This window comes from Microbacterium sp. (assembly GCF_047602155.1).
In the GTDB taxonomy this organism is placed as follows: Bacteria; Actinomycetota; Actinomycetes; order Actinomycetales; family Microbacteriaceae; genus Microbacterium.
Map to the genome: position 1 here is coordinate 2,788,708 of NZ_JASGHZ010000001.1, position 19,338 is coordinate 2,808,045.

Below are 19,338 nucleotides of genomic sequence, written 5' to 3' on the forward strand. Positions count from 1 at the left end.
TGGCCTACTCCTAGCGGGGCGGCTCCGCGTGCCGTCCGGCGAAACTCTGGCGGCGTCACCCGGGGGCACCGCATGCTCACTCGGTCTGCAGCGTGTGCCGCTCCGTGGCGGCGTGCTGCGCAGGGCTCTGGGCCCGAAGTCTGTCGGTGATGCCGGTCGCGGCGCGGCCGCGGGGGCATCGACCTCTAGTATCGCACCTCGGCGGACGAATATGCGAAGCGGCCGACCGATCGCCCTCGAATCCGACGCCACGGCGGCGGATGAGATAATCGCTCAATGCCCCCGCGCACCATCGACACCCGTCCGACCGCCCTCGCCGTGTGGCTCGTGATCGCGGGTGTCATCGGCTGGATCGCCGCCTTCGCCCTGACGCTGGAGAAGTTCCACGCGTATGCGAATCCGGGCGAGTCCGCCTCGTGCGACTTCAGCATCATCGTGCAGTGCACGGCCAACCTCGATTCGCCGCAGGGCAGCGCGTTCGGGTTCCCGAACCCGATCCTCGGGCTCACCGGCTGGGTGGCGCCGATCGTCGTGGGCATGGCGGTACTGGCCGGGGCGCGGTTCGCGCGCTGGTTCTGGTGGGCCTTCGCCGCGGGCATCACGTTCGGGTTCGGATTCGTGCTGTGGCTGATCAGTCAGAGCATCTACATCCTCGGCACGCTGTGCCCGTGGTGCATGGTGACGTGGCTCGTCACGATCCCGACGTTCTACGCGGTGTGGGTGCACCACCTGCGGTCGGGTGTCGTGTCGAACGCGCCGCGCGTGCGCGCCGCGGGTGCCGCGCTGACGCCGTGGATTCCGCTGATGGCCCTCGTGACCTACGCGATCGTGCTGCTGCTCGCGCAGCTGCGGCTGGACGCGATCCCGCAGCTCATCGACGTGATCTTCTGAGTCGGGGCCGGGGCCCGGCGCGCCGCCGCGCCGGCCTCGGCATCCGTTCATCCGGCGCGAATCGCGGCGAAACCGCGCGGTAGCGCCACTTTGCGCCGGATGAAGGTGGCCGGCATCCGTTCGTCCGACGCGAATCGCGGCGAAGCCGCCGGATGACGTCACTTTGCGACGGATGAAACCGACACGCATCCGCCCATCCGTCATCCGACGCGAATCGCGGCGAAACCGCCGGATGACGCCAATTTGCGACGGATGAAGGACGAAGGAAGATGGATGCCGCAGGCTCAGGAGAACCAGATGGCGAGCTCGCGGGCGGCCGCCTGCGGGCTGTCCGAGCCGTGCACGAGGTTCTGCTGCACCTTCAGCCCCCAGTCGCGGCCGTAGTCGCCCCGGATGGTGCCGGGAGCCGCGGTCGTCGGGTCGGTCGTGCCGGCGAGCGACCGGAAGCCCTCGATGACGCGGTTGCCGGCCAGGCGGATCGCCACCGACGGGCCCGACAGCATGAACTCCAGCAGCGGCTCGTAGAACGGCTTGCCGGCGTGCTCGGCGTAGTGCCGCTCGAGCAGTTCGCGGTCGGGCTCGACGAGCGCGATGTCGACCAGAGCGTAGCCCTTCGCCTCGATGCGGGCGAGGATGGCGCCGGTGAGTCCCCGGGCGACGCCGTCGGGCTTGACCAGGACGAGGGTCTCTTCGGTGGGCATGTCAGTCTCCATTCGTGGCGGTCTCGGCCGCGAGCCGCGCGTTGCGGCGATCGAGTGATCCGCCCTTGATCGTCGCATACGCGTACATCGCACCGAAAATGAGGCCGACAAGCGCGAGGGCCGGCACGAGGAACCCGCCCAGCACGACCACCAGTTGCCAGAGCCAGCCGAGCGCGATCCCCCATCGGTGCCGGACGAGCCCCGAGGTCGCGATCATCAGGACGGCCAGGACGGTACCCGCGACGATCCCCCACCACGGTGCGATGGATGCCGGGAGCGCCTTCAGCCCGTACACGACGAGGCCGCCGAGGAAGACGATGATCGACTCGAAGCCGAGCACGATGGATGCCAGCGACTCCTGCGCGCCGCGCGCGCGCCGCTGCCGGCGGACGGGTGCGTCGCTCATGCGCGCCACCCCTCCTTCTCCCCAGGCCCCTCCGGTCGTCGCCGGGGCGCCGACCGGGGCCTCCGGCCCTGTGGGCCCAGTCGTCGGCGGCCGCGAGCTGCACGGCCTCGCCGGCCAGCACGACGCTGCCGGCGATGATGACGGCACGCCGATCGGATGCCGCGGCCCAGGCGCGCGCGGCATCCGCCGCCTCGCTCAGGTCGCGGTGCACGCTGACCGGGACCTCGGCGGCCTCGACGAGGTCGGCCAGGGAGTCGGGGTCGGCGGCGCGGTCGGAGTCGGGCGCGGTGACGAACACGTGTGCCGCCGCGGGCGCGAGCGCCCCGACGATGCCCGCCGCGTCCTTGTCGCCGAACACGCCCAGCACGAGACCCCACTCGTCGAAGTCGAACGAGTCGGACAGCGCCGCGACCAGCGCACGTGCGCCGTGCGGGTTGTGCGCGCTGTCGACGAGCACCGTCGGGGCGACGCCGACCAGCTGCAGGCGCCCGGGCGAGGTCGCCTCGGCGAGCCCCTCCGCGAGCACGTCGGGCGCCAGCGGCTGCGCTCCCCCGCCGATGAGCGATTCGACGGCGGCGATCGCGAGTGCCGCGTTGTGGCCCTGGTGGGCGCCGTACAGCGGCAGGTACAGGTCGTCGTACGTGGCGGCGAGCCCCCTGACGGTCAGCTGCTGGCCACCGACGGCGAGGTGCTGCGCGAGCAGCCCGAACCGGTCGCCCTCGACGGCGAGGGTCGCGTCGCGGGCGGCGGCGGCATCCTGCAGCACGCGCAGGGCCGAGGCGTCTTGCTGGGCCGACACGGCGAACGCGCCGTCTTTGATGATGCCCGCCTTCACCGTCGCGATCTCGGCGATCGTCTCACCGAGCTTGTCGGCGTGGTCGAGGGCGATGGGCGCGATGACCGCGACGTCGCCGTCGGCGGTGTTGGTCGAATCCCACGATCCGCCCATCCCGACCTCGACGACCGCCACGTCGACGGGAGCGTCGGCGAACGCGACGAACGCGAGCACCGTCAGCAGCTCGAAGAACGTCAGCGGGGCATCGCCGGATGCCGCCAGCTCGGCATCGACGAGGTCGACGAACGGCGACACCTCGTCCCAGACGTCGGCGATGAAGGCGTCGTCGATCGGCTCTCCGTCGATCATGATGCGCTCGGTGTACCGCTCCAGGTGCGGGCTCGTGAACAGGCCCGTGCGCAGGCCGTGCGCGCGCACGATGCTCTCCACCATGCGGCTCGTCGACGTCTTGCCGTTGGTGCCGGTGACGTGCACGACGCGGTAGGTGCGCTGCGGGTCGTCGAGCAGCTCGAGCACGCGCCGGGTGCGCTCGACGCGCGGCTGCACCCAGCGCTCGCCCTGACGGGTCAGCAGCGCGGCGTAGACGGCGTCGGCTCGGGTGCGGGCGCTCATGCGCGCGCTCCGATGCGGCTCACGGCGATGTGGAACCCGCCCGTGTTGGCGTAGACGCCGGCGGCGACGTAGCCGACGTGCTCGGGCTCGGCGCCGAACGCGATGGGGTGCCACACCTCCGCCGGGGCGTCGGCCGGAAGCGCCACGTCACGCCCGGCGACCCGGAGGGTGTGCTCCACGGCCAGGGTCTCGCCCGCGACGTCGGCGACATCGAACGCCGCCGCGACGGCGTCGCCGTCGGCAGCATCGACGAACACGAGCGACAGGCGGATGCGGTCGCTCACGTCGAAGCCGGCGGCGCGACGGGTGTCCTGCACGGCGCGGATGACGTCGCGCGCGAGACCCTCGGCCTCCAGCTCGGGCGTGGTCGTCGTGTCGAGCAGCACGAACCCGCCACTGCGGCCCTCTGCTCCGGGCAGCAGCGCGATCGCGGTGCCCTCGGTGACGCCACCGGCCTCGAGGGTCAGGTCGTACTCCCCCGGCTCCAGTGCGACGCCGTCGACGATCACGACGCCGTCCTGCTCGGTCCACAGGCCCGCCTTCGCGCCGGCGATGACGTGCTGCACCTGCTTGCCCAGCCGCGGGCCCGCGGCGCGCGCGTTGACGGCGAGGCGCTGGCTGATGCCGTACTCCTCGGCGAGGCCGTCGGTCAGCTCGACGAGGGCGACCTGCTTGACGTTGAGTTCGTCGCGGAGGATCTCCTCGAACTGCGCGAGACCCCCGGCATCCGGGATCGCGACGGTCAGCCGCTGCAGCGGCAGGCGCACGCGCTTGCCCTCCTTCTTGCGCAGGCCATTGGCGACCGACGAGACCTCGCGGACGGCATCCATCGCGGTGCGGATGTCCTCGGCCGCCGGGAACGCGCCGGCGTCGGGCCAGTCCTGCAGGTGCACGCTGCGGCCGCCCGTCAGCCCCTGCCAGACCCGCTCGGAGACGAGCGGGATCAGGGGCGCCGCGACCCGCGTCAGCGTTTCGAGCACCGTGTAGAGCGTGTCGAAGGCCTCGGTGCTGGTGTCGTCGCCGGGCACGACGCCGACCCAGAACCGGTCGCGCGACCGGCGGATGTACCAGTTCGTCAGCGCCTCTGCGAAGTCGCGCAGCTTGGCCGCGGCGGTGGTCGAATCGAGCGCCTCGAGGTCGGCGGCGACCTCACGGACGAGGTCGCCGGTGAGGGCGAGGATGTACCGGTCGAGCACGTTCGTCGCGTCGGTGCGCCAGCGCGCCTCGTATCCGGCGCCCGCGGCCCCGCCGGCCGCGTTCGCGTAGGTCGCGAAGAAGTACCACGCGTTCCACAGCGGCAGCAGGAACTCCCGGACACCGGCGCGGATGCCCTCCTCCGTCACGATCAGGTTGCCGCCGCGCAGCACCGAGGATGCCATGAGGAACCAGCGCATCGCGTCGGAGCCGTCGCGGTCGAACACCTCGCTCACGTCGGGGTAGTTGCGCAGCGACTTGCTCATCTTCTGCCCGTCGCTGCCCAGCACGATGCCGTGGCACGCAACCCCGCTGAACGCCGGCCGGTCGAACAGCGCGCCGGAGAGCACGTGCATGACGTAGAACCAGCCGCGGGTCTGCCCGATGTACTCGACGATGAAGTCGGCCGGAGCGTGCTCGTCGAACCACTCGTGGTTCTCGAACGGGTAGTGCACCTGGGCATACGGCATCGACCCGGAGTCGAACCACACGTCGAAGACGTCCTCGATGCGTCGCATCGTGCTCGCTCCGGTGGGATCGTCGGGGTTCGGGCGCGTCAGCTCGTCGATGTACGGGCGGTGCAGGTCGACCTCGCCCGCCTCACCCCGCGGCAGGCGGCCGAAGTCGCGCTCCAGCTCTTCCAGCGAGCCGTACACGTCGATGCGCGGGTGCTCCGGGTCGTCGCTGCGCCACACCGGGATGGGCGATCCCCAGAACCGGTTGCGGCTGATCGACCAGTCGCGCGCGCCCTCCAGCCACTTGCCGAACTGACCGTGCTTGACGTTCTCGGGCGCCCACGTGATCTGCTCGTTGAGTGCGACGAGGCGATCCTTGATCGCCGTCACGCGCACGAACCAGCTCGACACCGCCTTGTAGATGAGGGGGTTCCGGCAGCGCCAGCAGTGCGGATACGAGTGCTCGTACGACGCCTCGCGCAGCAGGCGCCCCTCCGCCTTCAGCAGGCGGATCAGGGGGCGATTGGCATCCATCCACAACTCGCCGGCGACATCGGTCACCTGCGGCAGGAAACGTCCGCCGTCGTCCAGGCTCATGATGAGCGGGATGCCGGCCGCCTCGGTCACGCGCTGGTCGTCCTCGCCGTAGGCCGGGGCCTGGTGGACGATGCCGGTGCCGTCGCTCGTCGTGACGTAGTCGTCGACGAGGATGCGCCAGGCGCGCTCGGTGCCCCAGGTGTCGGCATCGGCGTAGTAGTCGAACAGCCGGTCGTAGTGCACGTCGGCGAGCTCGCTGCCGCGAATGGTGCGCTCGACGGCTGCGGCGGCGTCGGCGGCGCTGTCGTAGCCGAGATCCTTCGCGTACCCCGCGAGCAGATCGGCGGCGAGCAGGTAGCGGTGGGCGGCGGCGCCCTCGGCGGCGTCGCCGGCCGGGATGTCCGCGGCGCCGTTCGGCCCACCCGGGACGACGGCGTAGGTGATGTCCGGCCCGACGGCGAGGGCGAGGTTGGTCGGCAGGGTCCACGGGGTCGTGGTCCACGCCAGCGCCCGCACTCCGGTCAGGCCGAGGCTCTCCGCCGTGACGCCGACGAGCGGGAACGTGACCGTGACCGACGGATCCTGGCGCATCTTGTAGACGTCGTCGTCCATGCGGAGCTCGTGGTTGGACAGCGGGGTCTCGTCGCGCCAGCAGTACGGCAGCACGCGGTGGCCCTCGTAGGCGAGGCCCTTGTCCCACAGGGTCTTGAAGGCCCAGAGCACCGACTCCATGAAGCCCACATCGAGCGTCTTGTAGCCGCGCTCGAAATCGACCCAGCGGGCCTGGCGGGTGACGTAGTCCTCCCACTCGCGCGTGTACTCGAGCACCGACTCGCGGGCCTTCGCGTTGAAGGCGGCCAGGCCCATCTGCTCGATCTCGCTCTTCTCGGTGATGCCCAGCTGCTTCATCGCCTCGAGCTCGGCCGGGAGGCCGTGCGTGTCCCAGCCGAAGACGCGGTCGACCTTCTTGCCGCGCATCGTCTGGAACCGCGGGAAGAGGTCCTTCGCGTAGCCGGTGAGCAGATGACCGTAGTGCGGCAGGCCGTTCGCGAACGGCGGGCCGTCGTAGAAGACCCACTCCTCGGCATCCTCGCGCTGCGCGATGGATGCCCGGAACGTGTCGTCGGCGGCCCAGAACGCGAGCACGTCGCGCTCGATCTCTGGGAAGCGCGGGCTCGGGACCACGTCGGCGGCGGGTGTGGGGACGAAAGCGGAGGGCTTCGGGTAGGTCATGTCACTCCAGCAGGTTGCGATGCTTCCTGCGAGGACGACCCTCCGAACCCGGAGAACCGCGGTACCACCCCGCTTGCCCGCATCCATGGATGCCGGGCCTCTCAGCTGCGGCTGTGACGGGCCTGCCCCGCTCGGTTCTACTGGGCCAGTGCTTTCGTGCGCGGGCCGTTCTTCCGAGAGCTCCCCGGTGATGGCCGGATCGATGCTGGTCATCCGATTGTAAGCGACGCGTCCCACAGTGGACTCACAGCGGCGCGTAACCACCCTGCCACCGTTCTCATACGTCCCTGGCACCCGGGTGGCGTTACCTGGAGGCATGCCTCACACGAACACGATTCCCGTCCCCGTCGTGCCGGCCCGCTCGGGCGCCGGTCGCTCGCTTCGCGAGCGCCTCGCCTGGCTCAAGCCCGCGAACCTCGCGTTCCTCGATGCGCCGAACCTGGCGCCCTACGTGCCGCAGATGCCCCGCGTGGCGGCGGCCCGGGCCGACTTGCCGAGCGCCGTCACCCAGCCCGAGCGCCTCGGCCCGCCGATCGAGTGGCTCACCTGACGCGACCTCCGGGATGTCGGTGCGCGCGCGGCGAAGATCCCGTGCGCCGCATCGAAGCATCCGTGTGCCGCGTAGGCTCGGGGCATGGTCGCTCGTAAGACCGCGCCGCTGACCCCGCGCATCAGCCCGCCCGACCTTCCCGATGCGCTCGACGCCGTACGCGACGTCCGATCCCACAGCGATCTCCTCGCGGTGGAGATCGGCGGCATCTCCGGAGACGTGTCGGTCGCGCACTCGCACATCGCTGAGGCGCGCATCGAGCCGTCGTCCGTCGATCGATTCGACGCGACCGGCGCGCAACTGGTCGACGTCGCCATCGACCGGTTGCGCGCGGTGGAGCTCATCGGACGTGACGGCGGCTGGCGCAACGTCGAGCTCACCGGCGGGCGCGTCGCGACGCTCGACGGACTCCGAGCGCGATGGGACAGCGTCGTGCTCCGCGGAGTGCACGTGGACTATCTGTCGCTGGCCTCGGCATCCCTGTCCGACGTGCTGTTCGTCGACTGCCGATTCGACACCATCGACCTGCCGCAGGCCCGGCTCACCCGGGTGGCGTTCGAGGGGTGCCGCGCCGACGAGGTCGACACGCGGGGACTGCGCGGCAGCGACCTCGATCTGCGCGGCCTCGAAGCGCTCGCGTTCACCGACCTTCACGCCCTCAGCGGCGCATGGCTCGATGCGGCACAGGCCGAACTGCACGCCGTCGCGTTCGCGCAGGCCCTCGGCATCCGGGTGGCGGGATGATCCTGGAGACGCCGCGGCTCGGCCTGCGCGAGATGACGGATGCCGACCTGCCCGCGCTGCGCGCGATCTTGCACGACCCGGAAGTGATGGTGGCGTACGAGGGCGCGTTGAGCGACGAGGAGTCGCTGGCGTGGCTGGGGCGCACGAAGCAGCGCTATGCCGACGACGGATTCGGCTTGTGGGCGGCCGTGCTCGGTGAGACGGGCGAGATGATCGGACAGTGCGGCATCACCCGCCAGCGCGTCGAGGACGACGAGGTCATCGAGGTCGGGTACCTGTTCCGGCGGGCGTACTGGCATCGCGGTCTGGCGGTCGAGGCGGCGACCGCCTGCCGTGACTGGGCGTTCGAGAACCTCGGTACCGACGACCTGTACGCGAAGGTGCGCAGCACCAACGTGGCATCCATGAACGTCGCGATCCGCCTCGGCATGACGATGCGCCGCACCTTCACGACGCACTACCGCGGCGTCGACATGCCGCACCTCGCCTTCGCCATCGGCCGTCGCGAATGGGCGGCGCGGGCTTCTCGCGCAGGTTTCTGAGGAGACTGCGGGTTTCTGAGGGCAGGATGCCGCGACATCCTCCTCGATTTTCGACATCTCCTCAGAATCCGACGGCGGTCAGCGAGCCAGGTGCAGCCCCTGCGCCACCGCGCGCATGATCAGGGCCTGCACCTCGGGCCAGCGGTTGACCACCTGGTCGTAGCCGACACGGATCACGTAGTAGCCGTGGAGCATCAGTTCGGCATCGTGCTCGATGTCACTCGTGCGTTGCGCGCCCACGTGCGAGCCACCATCGATCTGCAGGATGAGCCGGTCGCCGATGAGAAAGTCGACGCGGTGCCCGAGTATCCAGGCCTGCTGGATGATCCGCAACCCCAGCCAGGCCAGGCGCGGGGGAACGAGGGTCTCCAACCCCGAGCCCGAGAAGGGCGATGCGGACTCCGCGAGTTCTCTGGCGCGTCCCCGGAGGGGCAGGCGGCGCAGCTCGGGCAACGTGATCAGCCGCCGATCGAGTGCCGACTCCCAGACCACGAGCGCCTCCTCCTGCGGGAGACACACCGCGGTCAGCGCGAGCACGTTCTCGATCGTGTCGACGAGGGCATCCGGGTCTCGGGGTACGACGGGCTTCGCCCAGTGCACGAGCGCCATCGGCTGCCCGGTGTCGCCGTGCCGTGGAACACACACGCCACCCGACGTTGGCTTCGCCGCCACATGCGGACGGGGCGGAGACTCGAGCACCCACAGACCGAGCCGCTGCGCTTGAGTGACGCACGACAGCACCACGCCGTCCCGTGCCGACGCGACCAGGAGCGGGTCAGCACCGGGTGCGGCGAGCCACCCGTTCCGCGGGCGGCTGACAGCGCCGCTGGTGACGGCGCGGTTGATCGCGCGCTCGCTCCAACCACGCCGCCGCAGGGCGCGCACGCGCACCACCCCGCCCTGCGACCTCACCGCCTCTGCCAGCTCCATCCCGACATCGTGGCCGACCCGACCGGCTCGTGGCGGCGGAAACTCCCGAATTGTGGACAACTCCGAGAAGTCGGCCGCTGGGGAGGAGGTTTTGCCGCGCGGATATCTGAGGAGAGTGCGTCATTCTGAGGAGCGGATGCCGCGGCATCCTCCTCAGAATTCGACATCCCCTCAGATTCCGGCACCGCGTTCGCGTCTGGGCGCGGGACGATAGAATCTACGCACCACCCACACTCAGGCACGCACACACCGTGCCGCACATATCGCTCGAGGAGACCCGCATGAGCATTCCCGACAAGCCCGCGCTGGAAGGCCTCGAGCAGAAGTGGGACGGCGTCTGGTCGGAGCAGGGCACCTACCTCTTCGACCGCGACGCCGCAAAGGCCGCGGGCCGCGAAGGCGTCTACTCGGTCGACACGCCGCCGCCGACGGCATCCGGGTCGCTGCACATCGGGCACGTCTACTCGTTCACGCACACCGACCTCAAGGTCCGGTTCGAGCGCATGCGCGGCAAGACCGTCTTCTACCCCATGGGGTGGGACGACAATGGCCTGCCGACCGAGCGCCGCGTGCAGAACTTCTACGGCGTCCGCTGCGACCCCTCGCTGCCCTACGACCCCGACTTCACCCCCCCGTTCGAGGGCGGTGACAACAAGTCGAGCAAGGCCGCCGATCAGGTGCCGATCAGCCGCCGCAACTTCATCGAGCTGTGCGAGCGGCTGACCGTCGAAGACGAGAAGCACTTCGAGGCGCTGTTTCGTCAGCTCGGGCTGAGCGTGGACTGGACGCAGACCTATCGCACGATCTCCGACGAGACCATCCGCACGAGCCAGCTCGCGTTCCTGCGGGGTCTCGAGCGCGGCGAAGCATACCAGGCGCTCGCCCCGACCCTGTGGGACATCGACTTCCGTACCGCGATCGCACAGGCCGAGCTCGAAGACCGCGAACAGCCCGCCGCGTATCACCGCCTCGCGTTCCACCGCAGCGACGGCGCCGGAGACGTCCACATCGAGACGACCCGGCCCGAGCTGCTCGCCGCGTGCGTCGCGCTGGTGGCGCATCCCGACGACGAGCGCTACCAGCCCCTGTTCGGCTCGACCGTGCGCACGCCGCTGTTCGACGTCGAGGTTCCCGTGCTCGCGCATCACCTCGCGCAGCCCGACAAGGGGTCGGGCATCGCGATGATCTGCACCTTCGGCGACGTCACCGACATCGTGTGGTGGCGTGAACTCGACCTCCCCAACCGCACGATCCTCGGCGAGGACGGGCGCGTGCGCGCCGACGCCCCCGACGTGATCACGACGGATGCCGGCCGGGCCGCCTACACGGAACTCGTCGGCAAGACGGTGTTCAGCGCCAAGAAGCGCATCGTCGAGCTGCTCGCCGCATCGGGTGAGCTCATCGGCGACCCGAAACCGTTCACCCACGTCGTGAAGTTCTACGAGAAGGGCGACCGGCCGATGGAGATCGTCTCCACGCGGCAGTGGTACATCCGCAACGGCGCCCGCGACGAGGCGCTGCGCGACCGCCTGCTCGCCCTCGGCGCCGAGGTGAACTGGCACCCCGACTTCATGCGCGTGCGCTACGAGAACTGGACGAACGGCCTCACCGGCGACTGGCTCGTCTCGCGCCAGCGGTTCTTCGGCGTGCCGATCCCCGTCTGGTACGGCCTCGACGACGACGGTGAACGCGACTACGACCGCGTCATCGTGCCGGATGCCGGTCAGCTTCCGGTCGACCCGACGATCGACGTGCCCGCGGGCTACGACGCGTCGCAGCGTGGCGTGCCGGGCGGCTTCGACGGCGAGAAGGACATCTTCGACACGTGGGCGACCTCGTCGCTCACGCCGCAGCTCGCGGGCGGGTGGGAGCGCGACGAAGAGCTGTGGAACCTCGTCGCCCCGTTCGATCTGCGCCCGCAGGGCCAGGACATCATCCGCACCTGGCTGTTCTCGACGATGCTGCGCAGCGCCCTCGAAGACGGCCGCGCGCCGTGGCGCGATGCCGCCATCTCCGGTTTCATCGTCGACCCCGACCGCAAGAAGATGTCGAAGTCGAAGGGCAACGTCGTGACGCCCGCGGACGTCCTCGCGGGGCATGGGACGGATGCGGTGCGGTACTGGTCGGCATCCAGCCGGCTCGGCGCAGACGCCGCCTTCGACCCGCAGAACCCGACGCAGGTGAAGATCGGCCGGCGCCTCGCGATCAAGGTGCTCAACGCGGCGAAGTTCGTGCTGTCGTTCCCGGTGCCCGACGGCGCCGAGATCACGCACGCCCTGGATGCCGCCATGCTCGCGACCCTCGACCAGGTCGTGCGCGACGCCACCCGTGCGTACGAGCAGTACGACCACGCGCGGGCGCTGGAGGTGACCGAGGCGTTCTTCTGGACGTTCTGCGACGACTACCTCGAACTCGTCAAGGAACGCGCCTACAACCAGACCGATGTCGGCCAGGCCTCGGCGGCGCTCGCGCTGCGCCTCGCCCTGTCGACGCTGCTGCGGCTGCTCGCCCCGGTGCTCGTCTTCGCGACGGAGGAGGCCTGGTCGTGGTTCGAGGAGGGCTCCATCCACACCGCCGCCTGGCCGACTCCGCTCGGCGCCGATGGCGACCCCGGCGTGCTGACGGCGTCGAGCGCGGCGCTGATCGGCATCCGCCGCGCGAAGACCGAGGCGAAGGCCTCGCAGAAGACGCCGGTGCGCCGTCTCGTCCTGCGTGCGGACGATGCGACGATCGCGGCGCTGGCGCTCGCTGAGGGCGACCTCACGGCCGTCGGCCGCATCGCGGAGCTGGAGCTGATCGGCGGCGGCGACGGGCTCGTCGTCGAGTCGGTCGAGCTGGCGCCCGACCAACCCGGCGAGGCGTGACATGCAGCTGGGAACGCGATGGACGAGCGGCGACGTGCCGCCCGCGGCGGTGCCGGATGTGCTGTGCGGGCAGATCGCGGCGGTCGACCGCGCCCTGCCGACCGACCTGATGGGTCAGCCGCGCCCGCGCTGGACGCTCACGTTCCTGGAAAGCCGGCCCATCGCCGAACTCGACACCGGGATGATCGTGGAGCTCACGGCATCCGGCGAGGTCGTCGTGCACCACGACGTCGACGACGAGTTCGCCTGATGCGGCGGGCCTAGGCGCGGATCTCCGCCCCCGTACGGCGCGTGCCCGTGATGAGCAGCGGCACCGCCAGCAGCGCCGCGACGGCGATCGCAACGCCGCCGACGACGAACGGCAGGCGCAGGTCGACGCGACCGACGAGGCCACCGACGAGCGTGGCCACCGGGAAGAGGCCCCACGTCAGGGTGCGGATGACGCCGAGCACCCGGCCGAAGATCTCCGGTGGGACGATCTGCTGACGCAGGCTCCCCCACGGCACGTTCCACACCGAGACGGCGCCGGCTGAGGCGGCGAACGCCGTGACGGCGAGCCACACGTTCGGCGCGAGAGCGGTGAGCACGAGCATCGCACCGGCGACGACGATGGCGACGAGCATCACGGGGCCGCGACCGTACCTGGCCACCAGCGGGGCGGCGATGATCGACCCCGCCAGCGCGCCGACACCGACCCCGGCCGTGACGAAGCCGATCGCCGCGACCGGCACCTCCAGAGTCCGCAGCAGGAACAGGACGCTGACCGCCTGCGCGAACGACAGCGCCGAGCCGATGAACGCGGTGAACGCGACCATGGTGCGCAGGTAGCGGTGCCGCCAGAGGTAGCGCAGCGCCGCGCTCGTCGTCACCCGCGGCGGGGCGACGGATGCCGTCTCCCCCGGCGCGGCCAGTGCGCGCGCCGCGCTCAACGGCAGGAGCATCGCCAGCGCGACGGGCACGATGTAGCCCGCAGATCCGAGCCACAGCGGGAGGGCGAGCGCGACGGCGAACAGCACGCCGGCGATCGGGGTGGCGACGAAGTTGTCGATCGCGACCTGGGCCGCCTGCATCCAGCCGTTCGCCCGGTCGAGTTGATCGCGACGCACGACCGACGGGACGACGGCGTTGGTCGCATTGTCGAAGAGGGTCTCGCCCAGGCCGAACACGAGCGTCGCGACGAACAGCGCCCACAGGCTGAGCCCGCCCGTCACGCCCAGCACCGCAAGCCACACGGCCACCAGCCCGCGGATGACGTTGGCGACAGCCATGACGTGCCGCCGGTCGAGCCGGTCGACGATCATCCCCGCCGGCAGCCCGAACACGAGCCACGGCACGAAGGCCAGGGCGCCGATCACGGAGATCAGCAGCGGATCGTCGGTCAGGGTCACCGCGACCAGCGGCACCGCCGTGCGCCCCAGCCCGTCGGCGAGGTTGCTGAACGCCGCGGCGGACCACAGCATCCGAAACCCCGCCCCCAGCGGTGCACGGGCGGTCGGCGCGGCCGTTTCGGCGGCTCCCGTCTGCGTGGTCATCGCGCCGGCACCTGCAAGGCGCGCATCGCGCACGGCTGGGCGTGCGCGCTCTGCCGTACGGCGGTGGGCAGCGGCGGGATGGCCCGCGTGCGGATGGCGTTGTTGCTCTTCATGGTGCACCTCCACGGTGGTGATGTCGGGGTGAGCGCCGCAGCTCAGCGGCTGTCGGCGGCGCCGGCGGGCAGCGGGAACACGTCGGCGCGGACGCTGATCGGGCGCACCCCCTCGCCCTTCTGGTCGCGATACCTGTCGGTGAAGTCGTCGATCACGCCCTGCAGCGCGGTCATCAGCTCGCCCAGCTGCTCGCGGTTCAGCCGCAGGGTCGCGGTGGAGATCAGGGCATCGTCGTCGGCGTGCCCCTCGGGCGCGACGAGCATGTCGCCGACGTACCGCATGAGCTGCTGGTGCCGACGGCTCAGGAACTCGGTCATGACGACCTGGGTCGCCGCCTTGCCCGACGGGGTCTTGATCGCGTCGGGGTTCGTGAACGAGATCGGCCCCTTCGGCCGCTCCCACCAGCGCTCGCGTCCGGTGCCGCGGTCGTCGACCTCGCGGATGAGGTCGTGCTTCGCGAGCGCCCGCAGGTGGTAGCTCGTCGACCCCGACGACTCCCCCGTCATCTCCGCGAGCGTGCTCGCCGTCTGGGGTCCGTACTGCGACAGGATGTCGTAGATCTGCACGCGCAGCGGGTGCGCCAGCGCGCGCAGGGCGCCGGCATCCAGCATGCGCTCGGGACGGGGCGTCTCGCCGGGCGTCCGGTCTGCGGTCTCTTCCTCGCTCATGATGCAAAGATACCTTTGCAACTACAGCATTGCAAATAATTCTTTGCAGGGATTCCTTTGCATCCGGATCCGCCTACGCTGTACGCATGACGGATGCCGCTCCCAATCCCCTCCTGGCCGCCACGACGCTCCCCTACGGGCTGCCCGACTACCGCGAGATCCAGCCCGCGCACTACCTGCCCGCGTTCGAGCAGGCCTTCGCCGCGCAGCGCCGGGAGATCACCAGCATCACGGGCGTGCGATCCGCCCCGACCTTCGAGAACACCCTCGTGCCGCTGGAGCGCTCCGGAGAGCTTCTCGGGCGGGTCTCCCGCGCCTTCTACACCGTCTCGTCGGCCGATGCGACGCCCGCGATCCAGGAGATCGAGGAGACGCTCGCGCCGCTCATGTCGGCCCATCATGACGCGATCACGCTCGATGCCGCCCTGTACGCCCGCATCGACGCCGTGCACGCGCAGCTCGACACACCCGCCCTCGCGCACCTCACACCCGAAGAGCGCTATCTCGTGCAGCGCCACCACCGCGAGCTGACCCACGCGGGCGCGGGCCTCGACGACGCGCAGAAGCAGGAGCTGACCGCGCTCAACCAGCGACTGTCGGTGCTCACGACGACGTTCGAGAAGAACCTCCTCGCCGACACGAACGACCTCGCCGTCGTCTTCGACGACGCCGCCGAGCTCGACGGGCTCACCGAGGGCGAGCTGTCGGCCGCAGCGCAGAACGCCGCAGACCGCGGGATGCCGGGCAGCTACGTCGTGACGCTGACGCTGTTCACGGGGCATCCCTACCTGTCGACCCTGACGAACCGCGAGAGCAGGCGCCGGCTGCTGGAGGCCTCGCGCAGCCGCGGCTCACGCGGCGGCGACCACGACAACCGCGACACGTTGCGCGAGATCGTCCGCCTGCGCGCGCAGCGCGCCGCACTGCTGGGGTACGACAGCCACGCCGCCTACGTCACGAGCGACGAGACCGCGGGCTCGCCCGACGCCGTGCACGCGCTCCTGCGCGAGCTGGCCGCACCCGCCGCCCGCAATGCGGGCGCCGAGCAGGCCGCCCTGGAGGCGGCCCTCCGCAAGACTCACGGCCCGGATGCCACGCTGGAGGCGCACGACTGGGCGTATTACACCGAGCAGGTGCGCAAGGCCGAGTACGACCTCGACCGCACGGCACTGCGCCCGTGGTTCGAGGCCGAGCGGGTGCTGCAGGACGGGGTGTTCCGCACGGCGACGCAGCTGTACGGGATCACCTTCGCCGAACGGGAGGATCTGCCCGCCTACCATCCCGACGCGCGCGTGTTCGAGGTGCGGAACGAAGACGGGTCGGCGCTGGGGCTGTTCGTCCTCGACCTGTACACGCGCGACACCAAGCGCGGCGGCGCATGGATGAACTCGATCGTGTCGCAGTCGCACCTGCGCGGCACGGCTCCCGTCGTCGTCAACAATCTCAATGTGCCCCAGCCCGCGCCGGGTGAGCCGACGCTCCTCACGCTCGATGAGGTCACGACGCTGTTCCACGAGTTCGGCCACGCGCTGCACGGGCTGTTCGCCACCGTCACCTACCCGCACTTCGCCGGCACGAACGTGTTCCGCGACTTCGTCGAGTTCCCGAGCCAAGTCAACGAGATGTGGATCCTCTGGCCCGAGGTGCTCACGACGTACGCGCGACACGTCGACACCGGCGCGCCGCTGCCGGCCGGCGTCGTCGAGAAGCTGCGGGCATCCGAGGTCTTCAACCAGGGCTTCGCGACCAGCGAATATCTCGCCGCGTCGTGGCTCGACCAGGCCTGGCACTCCCTGGATGCCGCCGCGGCCGACGCCGTCACCGACGTTGCGGCGTTCGAGGCCGCAGCCCTGGCCGACATCGGCCTGGACAACCCCGTGGTGCCCACCCGATACTCGTCCACCTACTTCGCGCACGTCTTCTCCGGCGGGTACAGCGCGGGGTACTACTCGTACATCTGGAGCGAGGTGCTCGACGCCGACACCGTGGAGTGGTTCACCGAGAACGGCGGCCTCACCCGTGCCAACGGCGAACGGTTCCGGCGGCGCCTGCTCGGGGTGGGCGGCTCGAAGGATCCGCTGGAGGCCTACCGCGACTTCCGCGGGCGCGACGCAGAGATCGCGCCGCTCCTGAAGCGTCGCGGCCTCGACGGCTGAGGCAAGCGATATCGATCGGATATCGATCACTCGAAAGCCCCGGAGGTGACGTCGTGACCGATGTCCTCATCCGCAACGTGTCTGAAGACGACCTGCGTCGCATCGACGCCAAGGCCGAGCGCCTGGGACTGTCGCGCAGCGAGTTCCTCCGCCGCACAATCGCACAAGAGGCTGCGCACGGACGCGACGAGCGACCGGTGACCTCGGCCGACTTCGAGCGCTTCACCCGCGTCGCAGTGGATCTTCTCGATGATGACGTCATGCGAGGCGCCTGGTCGTGAGTCGCTGGCTCATCGACAAGTCGGCGCTGGCTCGCATCTCGACGAGTCCGGTTACGCGCTCTTGCGACGGCGTTCCAGCACGAGCGTGGGTGCCGCGCCGTCGACGACCGCGGCGCGGGTGACGATGACCTTGGCGACGTCTTCGGTCGAGGGGATCTCGAACATGATCGGGCCGAGCACGTCTTCGAGGATCGCGCGGAGGCCGCGGGCGCCGGTCTTGCGGGCGATGGCGAGGTCGGCGATGGCGCGCAGGGCGTCGTCGTCGAACTCCAGTTCGGCGCCGTCGAGCTGGAACATGCGCTGATACTGCTTGACGAACGCGTTCTTCGGCCCGGTGAGAATCTCCATGAGCGCCGACTGGTCCAGCGGCGCCACCGAGGTCACGACCGGCAGACGGCCGATGAACTCGGGAATGAGACCGAACTTGTGCAGATCCTCGGGCTGCACCTCGCTGAACAGGTCGAGCTGGTTGCCCTTGTCCTGCAGCGTCGCGCCGAAACCGATGCCGTGCTTGCCGACGCGCGACGAGACGATGTCCTCCAGCCCGGCGAAGGCGCCGGCGACGATGAACAGGACATTGGTCGTGTCGATCTGGATGAACTCCTGGTGCGGATGCTTGCGCCCGCCCTGCGGCGGCACCGAGGCGACGGTGCCCTCCAGGATCTTCAGCAGCGCCTGCTGCACGCCCTCGCCCGACACGTCGCGCGTGATCGACGGGTTCTCGGCCTTGCGCGCGATCTTGTCGACCTCGTCGATGTAGATGATGCCGGTCTCGGCCCGCTTGACGTCGAAGTCGGCGGCCTGCAGGAGCTTCAGGAGAATGTTCTCAACGTCTTCGCCGACGTAGCCGGCCTCGGTGAGGGCCGTCGCATCGGCGACCGCGAAGGGGACGTTCAGGCGCTTGGCGAGCGTCTGCGCGAGATACGTCTTGCCGCAGCCGGTCGGGCCGAGGAGCAGAATGTTGCTCTTGGCGATCTCGACCTCTTCGGCACGCTGCTCGGCGCTCTGCAGGGTGCCGTGCGCGCGCACGCGCTTGTAGTGGTTGTAGACGGCGACCGACAGGGCCTTCTTGGCGGCATCCTGCCCGACGACGTACTCCTCGAGGAAGGCGAAAATCTCGCGCGGCTTGGGCAGGTCGAAGTCGCTGACGACGCCCTCGCCCGACTCCGCCATGCGCTCTTCGATGATCTCGTTGCACAGTTCGACGCACTCGTCGCAGATGTACACGCCGGGACCGGCGATGAGCTGCTGCACCTGCTTCTGGCTCTTGCCGCAGAAGGAGCATTTGAACAGGTCGGCGCTCTCACCGATGCGAGCCATGTGCTTCTCCTTGACGAAAGGGGCAGTTCGGGTGCCCGTTCGAGCCTAACCGCTGCCACCGACATCTCGGCGGATTGGACGCGAGTTGTGGATAGTCGGCGGCGACGCCGAGGCCCCGCCGTCGCGAACGGACGGCGGGGCCTGGGTCGGCTTACGCGGTCAGTGCGGCCGCGGGCTGGCGCTTGCGCGAAGTCAGCACCTGGTCGACGATGCCGTACTCGAGCGCCTCCGACGCCGACAGGATCTTGTCGCGGTCGATGTCCTTGTTGACCTGCTCCTGCGTGCGGTTCGTGTGCGTGGCCATCGTCTCCTCGAGCCAGGTGCGCATCCGCAGGATCTCGGCCGCCTGGATCTCGATGTCCGACGCCTGCCCGTGCCCCGACTCGCCGACGGCGGGCTGGTGCATGAGGATGCGGGCGTTCGGCAGCGCGAGCCGCTTGCCGGGGGCGCCGGCGGCGAGCAGCACCGATGCGGCGGATGCGGCCTGGCCGAGCACGACGGTCTGGATCTGCGGCGACACGTACTGCATCGTGTCGTAGATCGCCGTCATGGCGGTGAACGAGCCGCCGGGCGAGTTGATGTACATGACGATGTCGCGGTCGGGATCCTGCGACTCGAGCACGAGCAGCTGCGCCATGACGTCGTCGGCCGACGCGTCGTCGACCTGCACGCCGAGGAAGATCACGCGGTCTTCGAACAGCTTGTTGTACGGATCCTGGCGCTTGTAGCCGTAGGCGGTGCGCTCCTCGAACTGCGGGAGGATGTAGCGGGCTTCGGGCAGGTGCAACGGGTTCATGTGGGTGCTCCGGTCT

Annotated in this window: 16 protein-coding genes and 1 pseudogene; 8 read left to right on the forward strand and 9 right to left on the reverse strand. The window is 70.0% G+C overall.

Annotated features, from left to right (window positions below):
* Positions 1-276 precede the first annotated feature (276 nt).
* Positions 277-891, forward strand: a complete 615-nt coding sequence (locus tag QM720_RS12685; protein WP_415127057.1) for a vitamin K epoxide reductase family protein — start codon at positions 277-279, stop codon at positions 889-891.
* A 284-nt stretch (positions 892-1,175) separates the two neighbouring features.
* Here the strand turns inward: QM720_RS12685 and ndk are convergent, their stop codons facing one another.
* The 4 genes and pseudogenes from ndk to ileS form a co-directional block, all read right to left on the reverse strand.
* Positions 1,176-1,592: a nucleoside-diphosphate kinase gene (gene ndk, locus QM720_RS12690; RefSeq protein WP_415127059.1), complete on the reverse strand. Its 417-nt coding sequence runs from the start codon at positions 1,590-1,592 to the stop codon at positions 1,176-1,178.
* Position 1,593: 1 nt separating this feature from the next.
* Positions 1,594-1,998: a DUF4233 domain-containing protein gene (locus QM720_RS12695; protein ID WP_415127061.1), complete on the reverse strand. Its 405-nt coding sequence runs from the start codon at positions 1,996-1,998 to the stop codon at positions 1,594-1,596.
* A gap of 76 nt (positions 1,999-2,074) precedes the next feature.
* A pseudogene (locus QM720_RS12700) lies at positions 2,075-3,406 on the reverse strand (bifunctional folylpolyglutamate synthase/dihydrofolate synthase); the annotation flags it as partial.
* Positions 3,403-6,825, reverse strand: a complete 3,423-nt coding sequence (ileS, locus tag QM720_RS12705; RefSeq protein WP_415127063.1) for an isoleucine--tRNA ligase — start codon at positions 6,823-6,825, stop codon at positions 3,403-3,405. The pseudogene QM720_RS12700 and the gene ileS, both read right to left, overlap by 4 nt.
* 316 nt (positions 6,826-7,141) lie before the next feature.
* Between ileS and QM720_RS12710 the strand changes: the two genes are divergently transcribed.
* The 3 genes from QM720_RS12710 (at position 7,142) to QM720_RS12720 (ending at position 8,661) form a co-directional block, all read left to right on the forward strand.
* Positions 7,142-7,375, forward strand: coding sequence for a hypothetical protein (locus QM720_RS12710; RefSeq protein WP_415127065.1), 234 nt, complete (start codon positions 7,142-7,144; stop codon positions 7,373-7,375).
* A gap of 84 nt (positions 7,376-7,459) precedes the next feature.
* Positions 7,460-8,119, forward strand: a complete 660-nt coding sequence (locus QM720_RS12715; protein WP_415127067.1) for a pentapeptide repeat-containing protein — start codon at positions 7,460-7,462, stop codon at positions 8,117-8,119.
* On the forward strand, positions 8,116-8,661 hold the full coding sequence (locus tag QM720_RS12720) for a GNAT family N-acetyltransferase (protein WP_415127069.1): 546 nt from the start codon (positions 8,116-8,118) through the stop codon (positions 8,659-8,661). Before QM720_RS12715 ends, QM720_RS12720 begins: the two co-directional genes overlap by 4 nt.
* A 78-nt stretch (positions 8,662-8,739) precedes the next feature.
* Here the strand turns inward: QM720_RS12720 and QM720_RS12725 are convergent, their stop codons facing one another.
* A complete protein-coding gene (locus tag QM720_RS12725) occupies positions 8,740-9,591 on the reverse strand; it encodes an endonuclease domain-containing protein (protein ID WP_415127072.1) in 852 nt (283 codons plus the stop codon).
* Between the two features lie 281 nt (positions 9,592-9,872).
* On the opposite strand from QM720_RS12725, the gene valS reads away from it, so the two are divergent.
* Both valS and QM720_RS12735 read left to right on the forward strand, forming a co-directional pair.
* Positions 9,873-12,455 carry a valine--tRNA ligase gene (valS, locus tag QM720_RS12730; protein WP_415127074.1) on the forward strand — a complete coding sequence of 861 codons (2,583 nt, stop codon included), beginning with the start codon at positions 9,873-9,875 and terminating at the stop codon, positions 12,453-12,455.
* A 1-nt stretch (position 12,456) separates the two neighbouring features.
* Positions 12,457-12,705, forward strand: a complete 249-nt coding sequence (locus QM720_RS12735) for a hypothetical protein (RefSeq protein ID WP_415127076.1) — start codon at positions 12,457-12,459, stop codon at positions 12,703-12,705.
* A gap of 10 nt (positions 12,706-12,715) precedes the next feature.
* Here QM720_RS12735 and QM720_RS12740 read toward each other — a convergent pair whose 3' ends face one another.
* Complete coding sequence (locus QM720_RS12740) at positions 12,716-13,987, reverse strand: MFS transporter (protein ID WP_415127078.1); 1,272 nt, start codon at positions 13,985-13,987, stop codon at positions 12,716-12,718.
* Between the two features lie 155 nt (positions 13,988-14,142).
* The gene (locus QM720_RS12745; RefSeq protein WP_415127080.1) at positions 14,143-14,769 is read right to left on the reverse strand and encodes an ArsR/SmtB family transcription factor; all 627 of its coding nucleotides are present in this window, start codon (positions 14,767-14,769) and stop codon (positions 14,143-14,145) included.
* Positions 14,770-14,855: 86 nt separating this feature from the next.
* Here QM720_RS12745 and QM720_RS12750 point away from each other — a divergent pair, with 86 nt between their 5' ends.
* Positions 14,856-16,925 carry a M3 family metallopeptidase gene (locus QM720_RS12750; protein WP_415127082.1) on the forward strand — a complete coding sequence of 690 codons (2,070 nt, stop codon included), beginning with the start codon at positions 14,856-14,858 and terminating at the stop codon, positions 16,923-16,925.
* Positions 16,926-16,978: 53 nt separating this feature from the next.
* Positions 16,979-17,206, forward strand: a complete 228-nt coding sequence (locus QM720_RS12755; RefSeq protein WP_415127084.1) for a ribbon-helix-helix protein, CopG family — start codon at positions 16,979-16,981, stop codon at positions 17,204-17,206.
* A 51-nt stretch (positions 17,207-17,257) separates the two neighbouring features.
* Here the strand turns inward: QM720_RS12755 and clpX are convergent, their stop codons facing one another.
* Entirely contained in the window at positions 17,258-18,526 is a 1,269-nt protein-coding gene (clpX, locus tag QM720_RS12760) for an ATP-dependent Clp protease ATP-binding subunit ClpX (RefSeq protein WP_415127086.1), read from the reverse strand.
* Positions 18,527-18,677: 151 nt separating this feature from the next.
* A complete protein-coding gene (locus QM720_RS12765) occupies positions 18,678-19,322 on the reverse strand; it encodes an ATP-dependent Clp protease proteolytic subunit (RefSeq protein WP_415127088.1) in 645 nt (214 codons plus the stop codon).
* Between the last annotated feature and the right edge of the window lie 16 nt (positions 19,323-19,338).

Excerpts from the sequence above, each read along its gene's own strand:
- QM720_RS12740 (WP_415127078.1), bottom strand. The coding sequence starts at position 13,987 with ATGACCACGCAGACGGGAGCCGCCGAAACGGCCGCGCCGACCGCCCGT.
- clpX (WP_415127086.1), bottom strand. The coding sequence starts at position 18,526 with ATGGCTCGCATCGGTGAGAGCGCCGACCTGTTCAAATGCTCCTTCTGC.
- QM720_RS12765 (WP_415127088.1), bottom strand. The coding sequence starts at position 19,322 with ATGAACCCGTTGCACCTGCCCGAAGCCCGCTACATCCTCCCGCAGTTC.
- ndk (WP_415127059.1), bottom strand. The coding sequence starts at position 1,592 with ATGCCCACCGAAGAGACCCTCGTCCTGGTCAAGCCCGACGGCGTCGCC.
- ileS (WP_415127063.1), bottom strand. The coding sequence starts at position 6,825 with ATGACCTACCCGAAGCCCTCCGCTTTCGTCCCCACACCCGCCGCCGAC.
- QM720_RS12750 (WP_415127082.1), top strand. The coding sequence starts at position 14,856 with ATGACGGATGCCGCTCCCAATCCCCTCCTGGCCGCCACGACGCTCCCC.
- QM720_RS12745 (WP_415127080.1), bottom strand. The coding sequence starts at position 14,769 with ATGAGCGAGGAAGAGACCGCAGACCGGACGCCCGGCGAGACGCCCCGT.
- valS (WP_415127074.1), top strand. The coding sequence starts at position 9,873 with ATGAGCATTCCCGACAAGCCCGCGCTGGAAGGCCTCGAGCAGAAGTGG.
- QM720_RS12710 (WP_415127065.1), top strand. The coding sequence starts at position 7,142 with ATGCCTCACACGAACACGATTCCCGTCCCCGTCGTGCCGGCCCGCTCG.
- QM720_RS12715 (WP_415127067.1), top strand. The coding sequence starts at position 7,460 with ATGGTCGCTCGTAAGACCGCGCCGCTGACCCCGCGCATCAGCCCGCCC.
- QM720_RS12735 (WP_415127076.1), top strand. The coding sequence starts at position 12,457 with ATGCAGCTGGGAACGCGATGGACGAGCGGCGACGTGCCGCCCGCGGCG.
- QM720_RS12695 (WP_415127061.1), bottom strand. The coding sequence starts at position 1,998 with ATGAGCGACGCACCCGTCCGCCGGCAGCGGCGCGCGCGCGGCGCGCAG.
- QM720_RS12685 (WP_415127057.1), top strand. The coding sequence starts at position 277 with ATGCCCCCGCGCACCATCGACACCCGTCCGACCGCCCTCGCCGTGTGG.
- QM720_RS12720 (WP_415127069.1), top strand. The coding sequence starts at position 8,116 with ATGATCCTGGAGACGCCGCGGCTCGGCCTGCGCGAGATGACGGATGCC.
- QM720_RS12725 (WP_415127072.1), bottom strand. The coding sequence starts at position 9,591 with ATGGAGCTGGCAGAGGCGGTGAGGTCGCAGGGCGGGGTGGTGCGCGTG.